This window comes from Frankia sp. AiPs1, from assembly GCF_023716945.1.
Lineage (GTDB): Bacteria > Actinomycetota > Actinomycetes > Frankiales > Frankiaceae > Frankia.
Genome location: NZ_JAMQQF010000386.1, coordinates 1 through 5,677, shown reverse-complemented (window position 1 = coordinate 5,677; position 5,677 = coordinate 1). Strand labels below are relative to the sequence as shown.

Genomic DNA, 5,677 nt, shown 5'->3' with positions numbered 1-5,677 from the left:
AGGGTGGCCGCGCGGCTGGTCGGCGCGGACGGCGCGGTCGTCACCGTGGCCGGCTGGCCCTACCCGGACGCAGCCGCCCCCGCCCCCGGGGACACCGAATGAGCACCGACACGCTGTGGTACGTCGCCCGCGGCAGCGGCACCGTCGCGCTGCTGCTGCTCACGCTCACGGTCGGCCTCGGTGTGCTGGCCCGATCGGGCCGGGGCCTGGCGGGTCTGCCCGGCTTCGCGGTGGCCGCGGTGCACCGCAGCGCGTCCCTGCTCGCCGTCGGCTTCGTCGCCCTGCATGTCGTGACGCTGTCCCTCGACCCGTACGCGCAGCTCACCCTGCCCGACATCGTCATCCCCTTCGGGGCCGGATACCGCCCGCTGTGGGTGGGCCTCGGCACGGTGGCGCTCGACCTGCTGGCGGCGATCGTGCTGACCAGCCTGCTGCGCCGCCATCTCGGCGCCCGGGCCTGGCGGGCGGTGCACTGGGCCGCCTACGCCGCCTGGCCGGTGGCATTCACGCACGCACTCGGCGCGGGCAGCGACACGAGCACCACGTGGCTGCGGGCGGTGGCTGTCAGCTGCGCGCTCGCCATCGCCGGTGCGGTGACCTGGCGGCTGTCGGTCGGGTTCGCCGCGGGCCGCCAACCGGCGGGCTTAGCGTCACCCCCGCCGCTGCCCGTCAGGGTGAACGACTCCCCCGTCCGGGCGATGCGCACCATCCCGACGGGGGGCGACCGTCCCGAACGGGCCATCCGGCCTGCTGCCACGGTGACACCGCTCGTCCAGACCATCCCCGGTGCCGCGGGCCGCCCCGGTGCCACGGGCCGCCCCAGCACCCTCGCCTGCCCCGAGGCCGCCGCCGAGCGATCGGACACACGATGACCGTCGAGCATGCTGACTCTCCGCCCACCGTCACCGCACCGGTCCCGCCCCCGCGTCTGGCTCCGGCCGCCGCACCCCGGGAGCCTGCCGCGCCCCCGGGACCCGCCTCGCCGGTCGACACCGGCCCGGCCGACCACGAACGCCCCGACCACCAAGGCCCCGACCACCAAGGCCCCGGCCACGAACGCCCCGGCCGCCAAGGTCCCGGCCGCGAACCCTGGCCAGCCGGCGTCCGCCAGATCCGCATCGGCGCGCCTCCCCCCACCGGACCAGGGATCACCGGAACGGGCCATGCGGTGACGACCGTCGGGGCTGACGCAGGCACCCAGCGTGTGCTGGCGGTGGCCGCGGCCGATCTCGCCAGCCACTACCGGCGATGCGGGCCGGTGCCGTGGCGTGGTCCGGGTGGGCCCCTGCTGGCGGAGATCCGCGACTCGGGCCTGACCGGGCGGGGCGGGGCGGCGTTCCCGACCTGGCGCAAGCTGTCGGCCGTCGTCGCGGCCGCGCACCCGCACACCGGACGTCCCGGCGGCCGCCGCCGGGTGGCACCGAGTGGCACCCGGCGGGCCGGCACCCCCGTCGTCGTCGCCAACGCCGCGGAAGGCGAGCCCGAAAGCACCAAGGACGCCACCCTGCTCGCCGCGGCGCCGCATCTCGTCCTCGACGGGCTCCAGCTCGCCGCCGAGGCGGTCGGCGCCGGCGAGGCCTACGTCCAGGTGAAGCCGGGGGCGGCGGCGGAAGTCGTCCGGCGGGCGGTGGTCGAACGGCGGGCTGCTGGCTGGGACCGCTGCCGGATCGAGGTCCGCGAGGCACCGGCGACGTTTCTCGCCGGGGAGGCGTCCGCGGTCGTCGCCGCCCTCGAAGGCGCGCCAGCGCGGCCCCGCGCGCACTGGCGGCCGCTGGCCGACGACGGCCTGCACGGACGGCCGACGCTGGTGCACAACGTCGAGACCCTCGCCCACCTGGCGATGATCGCGCGTTGGGGCGCCGCCTGGTTCCGCTGCGTCGGGACCGCCGACGAGCCCGGCACGCTCCTGGTCACGGTGACGGGTGCCGTGGCCGCGCCGGGGGTTGTCGAGGTGCCGTACGGAACCCCCCTCGGTGAGCTTGTCGCCTTGCGCGGCGGTGCCACCGAACCGGTCGGCGCCCTGCGGCTCGGCGGCTACGCCGGCACCTGGCTGCCCGCCGACGTGGGGCCGGGGGTGGCGATGTCGCGGGAGGGGCTGGCGCCGTGGGGCGCCGAGCCGGGACCGGGGCTCGTCTCGGTGCTGCCCGCCGGCGCCTGCGGACTGGCCGAGACCGCCCGCATCGTTGCCTACCTGGCCGGGCAGAACGCCGGCCAGTGCGGGCCGTGCGTCAGCGGGCTGCCGCAGCTCGCCCGAGCGGTCGCCGGCATGGCCGGGGTCGCCGGCCGGAACACGGCGCCGGACGGGGAGAACCCCGCCCAGTCGGCAAGCCGGGCATTACGCCTGGCCGCCCTGGTCGCGGGCCGCGGCGCCTGCCACCATCCCGACGGCGTCGCCCGCCTCGTGCACAGCGCTCTGCGCACGTTCGCCGCCGACATCCGCGCCCACGCCCAGGGCCACTGCATCGGCTCGACCCACCCGGGCTGACCGGCGACCGACCCGCGACGTCGACCGCCGCCGCACCACTTCCGACCCGCCGGCACAACCAGAGCCGCCGGCACAACCAGAGCCGCCGGCACGGCCCGACCCGCCGACTCGGCGCGCACGCAGAGGCACCCAGGCGCAGGAGGAGACATCATGCCCGGCCTATCGCAACGGCGGCGGACCGCCCCGGACGACGCCCCGGACGGTCACCCGGACTCCACGGCGGGCGGCGGCGGACCCGCGGTCCGCCCGGCTCGGCTGTGGATCGACTGGACGGCCTGCGACGCCCGCGGCTGGTGCGCCGAGCTGCTCCCAGAGCTGCTCGCCCGCGATCCCGCCGGCTACCCGCTGGCCCGCGCCGCCAGCGCCCAGACCACCCGGAACATCACGATCCCCGCGCCGCTCGCCAGCCATGCCCGGCGAGCCGTCGACGCCTGCCCCCGCCTCGCCCTGCGCCTGCTACCCGACGGGTGAGCGCACGACCGAGCGCGCCGTCGAGCCAAGGATATTTCTCGGGAATCTCCGTGTGAGAGAACGGGAATGTGGGGTACAGCAACGTCACGACAGTACCGGCCGACAACCGAAGGAGAAGAGGAGTTCCCATGACGAGGCCCAACACGGTGCACGATGCCGGTACCGAGCAGATTCCCGCCAACCCGCCGACCGACCGGCCCTACGGCCAGCCCTACCGCGAGCCGTACCCGCCCCAGAACTCGCCTCAGTACGGCGGCTACGGCACCCGGGAAAACGACCAGACCGGCTATCTTCCGTACCCAGACAATAGCCAGTCGCAGATGCAGTACGGCTACCAGCCGCAGCCCGTCGGGCCGCGCCCGGAATCGTCGGGGACACGCGCGCTGTGGATTCTCGCCTTCGTTTTCTCGGCGGTGGCGCTGTTCGTGCCGTTCGTCGGCTTCGCCGCCATCGCCTGCGGCGCCGTGGCCTGGGGCAAGGGCAGCCCGCGGGGCCGGCTCGCGACCTTCGTCGCCATCGCCGCCACGATCGTCGGCTGGGTCCTCAGCATCCTGATCTACAATTCCTGACCCGAACGCCGCGGCCGTCCGGGGCAGCACCGGACCGCCGGAGCAGGGCCCTGCAGCACTCGGCAGCGGGGCCCTGTTCGTTCGATGAACGCGGCCATCCCGGGCTGGTCACCGGCCAGGTTCAGCACCCTGCCGGTCCGCGACCCGCTGATCACCGGCGGGCCGGTGCTGACCCGGGACGACCGGGTGCTTGCGGTCGCCGTCGACCGTCCCCTCGCCACCCGGCCGGTGGTCGCCTGGGAGCAGGCCACGGACCATCCGATCAGCGCAAGCGCGGACGGCCAGCGGCAACCGCAGCCTCAGGTGCCGACGTCACGCCCGCCTGGCCTGTCCGGGCCGTCGTCGGTGCGGTCGCCGGGCAGGCCGTCCGGATCGAGGCGAGGACCCGCTGGCGCCGACCGATCCGGGTCCGCGTCGTCGCGTCCCGCGGCGTCGTCACCGCGGCCGGCGTCAGGCTCGGTGGTCCGGGAGAGGCGGACGATCGGTATCCCGTCGCCGAGCGGGATCGAGGCGGGCAGCGGGAGGTCGCGTTCGACCTGCCGGATCGTGCGGTCCGCGACGAGCAGCGTGAGGCTGACCCGACCGGCCCCGGGGTGCGCCCTCGTCAGGCGGCCCGCGCGCAGGGCGATACTCACTTCCGTCAGCGTGAACTCGACGATCAGCCGGATCCTCGTCCTCGTCAGCAACAGCTCGCCGGCGAGGATGTCGGCCTCACGGCCGTACTCCGCGGTCGAGGTGTGGGAGCCCAGGATGAGCGTCTCGGTCGCCTGCGGGGATGCGGCGCAGCGGCGGGCCGCCTCCCGGATCACCGGCCACTGCGCCCACGCGTCGATGATCATACCGACCAGGTCGATGCGCAGGAACCGGAGGATCTCGGCGGCAAGCTCGCCGGCAACGCGCAGGATCACGTCCGGCGGGATCTGCGCCGCTCGAAGGGAGTCGGTGACCTCACTCAGCTCGGTCGCCACCTGACGCCCCAACCTCCCGACGCTCTGGCCGGCCGCGAACAGCATCCCGCCCACCTGGAGCAGATCAAAGGGCGCGGACTCCCCGTCGGGTGCGGCCGGCGGCTCAGGCTGGGCCGCCTGGTCGTCGAGCTGCTGGTCCGCCTGCCCTGGGGCGGCGCCCTGGTCGGCCGACTGCCCGGCTGGCTGATCCCGCCCGGCGGCGCCATGCCGTTGCGCCGGCTCGCCCTGCTCCGCCGGCACATTGCGATCGGCCGGCACATTGCGATTGGCCGGGGCTCGCGGTGGTGCCGGCCGTCCGGCCGGTCGATCGGTGTCCGGTGGGCGCGCACCGGGGTTACTTCCAGTGGGCGGCGTCCGGCGGGGCGCGGGCGGCTGCGGCACCGCATCCGCGGGGCCGCGGATGACGGGCAGTGGCTGGGTCGTGTCCGGATCCCCGGGGCTCGCGCTCACGGCCGCTCTCCTTCACCGATCCCGGCGGATGCCCGCGTCGGCGCCCGCACAGATCCCCCGTCTCGGGGCGGAGCCTCGTGTCGGGGCGGAGCCTCGCCTTGTCCCGGGGACCCGTCGTCGCGGCGCGCGGCGGCGATCGTCCATCGCACGGAGCGAACGGGGGCGAGGTCATGGGTTCGCAGGCAGACGGTGGGGCCGACGGGGCCGCCCGGCACGCCCTCGTCCGCACCCCCGACGACGACGCGGGGTGCACCCGCGACGGACCAGCGCAGGCGGGGCGATACCGGCGCATCGCCCGTCGGGGTGGGCGGTCCTACTCGTGCCGGGCCGCTGGAGCCGCCGATCACGAGCCGCACCGGCGCGGGCGGCGTCGCGGGGAGGATCCGGCGTACCGCGGCCGGCGACGCCGGCACTGGCCGCACCCACGGATCTGGCGGCGCACCGCCGACCGAGTCCGGTGTCAGGGCGCGCGTCCGCACCCGCAGCGGCGCGCCCCCGCCACGGCTCGGCGGCGGATGACCGTCGGTCCGGCGCACCACGAGACGCACCGCGGGATAAGGGGGAAGCCGGCTGGGCGGGGGTGACGGCCTGATCGGTGCCGGCCGTTGCGGGGGCGGCGGCGCGGCTGCGGGGCGTGCCGACGGGCGCGGTGGACCCGGCGTCCTACCGGCAGGCGCAGCGCGAGCAGGCGCCCCACCGACAGGCGCAATACGAGCAGGCGCCCTGCCGACGGG

At 76.0% G+C, this 5,677-nt stretch carries 5 protein-coding genes; 4 read left to right on the top strand and 1 reads right to left on the bottom strand.

Translation table 11 applies throughout. The features are described from left to right. Positions 1-98 precede the first annotated feature (98 nt). From ND748_RS23545 to ND748_RS23530, 4 genes are all read left to right on the top strand, one after another. Positions 99-872 (top strand): ferric reductase-like transmembrane domain-containing protein, encoded by a 774-nt coding sequence (locus ND748_RS23545; RefSeq protein WP_251748139.1) that lies wholly within the window; start codon positions 99-101, stop codon positions 870-872. 296 nt (positions 873-1,168) lie between these two features. Then, entirely contained in the window at positions 1,169-2,485 is a 1,317-nt protein-coding gene (locus ND748_RS23540) for an NADH-ubiquinone oxidoreductase-F iron-sulfur binding region domain-containing protein (protein WP_251748138.1), read from the top strand. A gap of 150 nt (positions 2,486-2,635) precedes the next feature. Further along, the gene (locus ND748_RS23535) at positions 2,636-2,956 is read left to right on the top strand and encodes a ferredoxin (protein WP_251748137.1); all 321 of its coding nucleotides are present in this window, start codon (positions 2,636-2,638) and stop codon (positions 2,954-2,956) included. Positions 2,957-3,084: 128 nt separating this feature from the next. Beyond that, positions 3,085-3,525: a DUF4190 domain-containing protein gene (locus ND748_RS23530; RefSeq protein WP_251748136.1), complete on the top strand. Its 441-nt coding sequence runs from the start codon at positions 3,085-3,087 to the stop codon at positions 3,523-3,525. Positions 3,526-3,824: 299 nt separating this feature from the next. Here ND748_RS23530 and ND748_RS23525 read toward each other — a convergent pair whose 3' ends face one another. After that, positions 3,825-4,733 carry a hypothetical protein gene (locus tag ND748_RS23525; protein WP_251748135.1) on the bottom strand — a complete coding sequence of 303 codons (909 nt, stop codon included), beginning with the start codon at positions 4,731-4,733 and terminating at the stop codon, positions 3,825-3,827. Between the last annotated feature and the right edge of the window lie 944 nt (positions 4,734-5,677).